This is a genomic window from Streptomyces calidiresistens (assembly GCF_014141525.1).
Taxonomy (GTDB): Bacteria; Actinomycetota; Actinomycetes; order Streptomycetales; family Streptomycetaceae; genus Streptomyces; species Streptomyces calidiresistens.
In genome coordinates this window covers 1-2,544 of record NZ_VKHS01000767.1, presented here as the reverse complement: position 1 = coordinate 2,544, position 2,544 = coordinate 1, and the positions used below count along the sequence as shown (strand labels likewise).

Sequence of the window (2,544 nt, the reverse complement as noted above, 5' to 3'; positions counted from 1 at the left end):
CCCGCCGACGCCACCGGCACGACCGGACGCCGAGCGGGCGCCCCCCGCCGGCCCACGGCTTCCCGGTCCACGGGCACCGGCCCGAAGCACGGCCGGTCACCCCTCCACCGGAACTCCCACCGGGGGCGACGGGGGCCGGGAACCGGCCGTCAGTCCTGCGGCTTCACCGGCTTGCGCAGCGCCAGGTGCAGCTCGCGCAGCCGCTTGTCGTCCACCTCGCTCGGCGCGCCCATCAACACCTCCTCCCGACCGCGCCCCGCCCGACCGCACCGGACCACGCCGCCGGGGCGCCGTCCCCCACCGGGACACCGTCCCCGCCGACGCCACCGGCACGACCGGACGCCGAGCGGGCGCCCCCCGCCGGCCCACGGCTTCCCGGTCCACGGGCACCGGCCCGAAGCACGGCCGGTCACCCCTCCACCGGAACTCCCACCGGGGGCACCCGGCGAACGGCCCCGGAAACGCCGTCGCCCCCGGCGCCCGCACACGGGCGCCGGGGGCGACGGGGGCCGGGAACCGGCCGTCAGTCCTGCGGCTTCACCGGCTTGCGCAGCGCCAGGTGCAGCTCGCGCAGCCGCTTGTCGTCCACCTCGCTCGGCGCGCCCATCAGCAGGTCCTGCGCGTTGCCGTTGAGCGGGAAGGCGATGGTCTCGCGGATGTTCGGCTCGTCCGCCAGCAGCATGACGATCCGGTCCACGCCCGGCGCGATCCCGCCGTGCGGCGGGGCGCCGAAGCGGAACGCCCGCAGCATCCCGCCGAACTCCCGCTCCACGTCCTCCTTGGAGTACCCGGCGATCTCGAACGCCCGGTACATGATCTCCGGCTCGTGGTTCCGGATCGCGCCCGAGGACAGCTCCACACCGTTGCAGACGATGTCGTACTGCCAGGCCAGGACGTCCAGCGGGTCCTTGGTGTCCAGGGCCTCCAGGCCGCCCTGCGGCATGGAGAACGGGTTGTGCGAGAACTCGATCGCCCCGGTGTCCTCGTTCCTCTCGAACATCGGGAAGTCCACGATCCAGCAGAACCGGAAGACGTCCTCCTCGAAGTGCCCGGCCCGCCTCGCGGCCTCCACGCGCACCGCGCCCATGATCCGGGAGACCTCGTCGAAGTCACCGGCGCCGAAGAAGATCGAGTGCCCCGGGCCCGCGCCCAGCGTCTCCAGCAGCGCCTTGGTGTTCTCCTCGGTGAGGAACTTCGCGATCGGGCCGGTCAGCGAGACCGCGCCGTCCTTCTCCGCCACCCGCACCCAGGCCAGGCCCTTGGCGCCCTGCTCCACCGCGAACTCGCCGAGCTGGTCGAAGAACTTCCGCGGCAGCGCCTCGGTGCCCGGCACCGCCAGGGCCCGCACGTGCTTGCCCGCGAACGCCTTGAAGTCCGAGTGCGCGAAGACCTCGGTGACGTCGGTCAGCTCCAGCTTCGCCCGCAGGTCCGGCTTGTCCGAGCCGTACTTCAGCATCGCCTCGCGGAACGGGATGCGGGGGAACGGCGAGGTGACGTGGCGCCCGCCGCCGAACTCCTCGAACAGCTCGGTCATCACCTTCTCGATGACCCCGAAGACGTCCTCCTGCTCGACGAAGCTCATCTCGACGTCGAGCTGGTAGAACTCGCCCGGCGAACGGTCGGCGCGGGCGTCCTCGTCCCGGAAGCAGGGCGCGATCTGGAAGTACCGGTCGAAGCCGGCGATCATCAGCAGCTGCTTGAACTGCTGCGGGGCCTGCGGCAGCGCGTAGAAGCGGCCGGCGTGCAGGCGTGAGGGCACCAGGAAGTCCCGCGCGCCCTCGGGGGAGGTCGCCGACAGGATCGGGGTGGCCAGCTCGTTGAAGCCCTGCGCGGTCATCTTCTGCCGGATCGCGGAGATCACCGCCGAGCGCAGCATGATGTTGCGGTGCATCCGCTCCCGGCGCAGGTCCAGGAAGCGGTACTCCAGCCGCAGCTCCTCGTTCACGCCGTCCTCGGCGTTGATGGTGAACGGGATCTGCTCGGAGGCGCCCAGCACCTCCACGCCGCCGGCCGACTCGCCGCCGATCTCCACCTCGATCTCACCGGTGGGCAGCTCCGGGTTGACGTTCTCCTCGCCGCGCGCCACGACCCGGCCGTCCACCCGCACCACGGTCTCCTTGGACAGCGAGCCGAGCAGCTCGTTCGCCTCGGTGCCGGGACGGACCACGAGCTGGGTGATGCCGTGGTGGTCGCGCAGGTCGATGAAGAGGATGCCGCCCAGGTTCCGGCGATTGTGCAGCCAGCCGGACAGCCGGACATCCGTGCCGATGTCCGCGGGTCGCAGCTCGCCGCAGGTGTGGGACCGGTACCGATGCATCGCTCGCTCAATCCAAGTCGTCGGGGCGTCGGGACCGACCGGGCCGGCCGGTCCGCGGGGCACGGCCGCGCGGTCGCGGTCCGGCCGGGTGGTGGACACCTCAGACTACCGCCCGTGCGTGCGGGTGCGCGTGCGTGCGGGTGGGTGCGCGGCCGGCGACGGGAGGCGGGAGGAAGGGCCCGGCGAGAGGCGGGAGAGGCCGGGGAGGCGGCGACGCGGCGACGGCG

At 72.8% G+C, this 2,544-nt stretch carries 1 protein-coding gene; it reads right to left on the bottom strand.

Annotated features, from left to right (window positions below; translation table 11 throughout):
* Window positions 1–523 precede the first annotated feature (523 nt).
* Entirely contained in the window at window positions 524–2,317 is a 1,794-nt protein-coding gene (aspS, locus tag FOE67_RS22510) for an aspartate--tRNA ligase (RefSeq protein WP_182666671.1), read from the bottom strand.
* Between the last annotated feature and the right edge of the window lie 227 nt (window positions 2,318–2,544).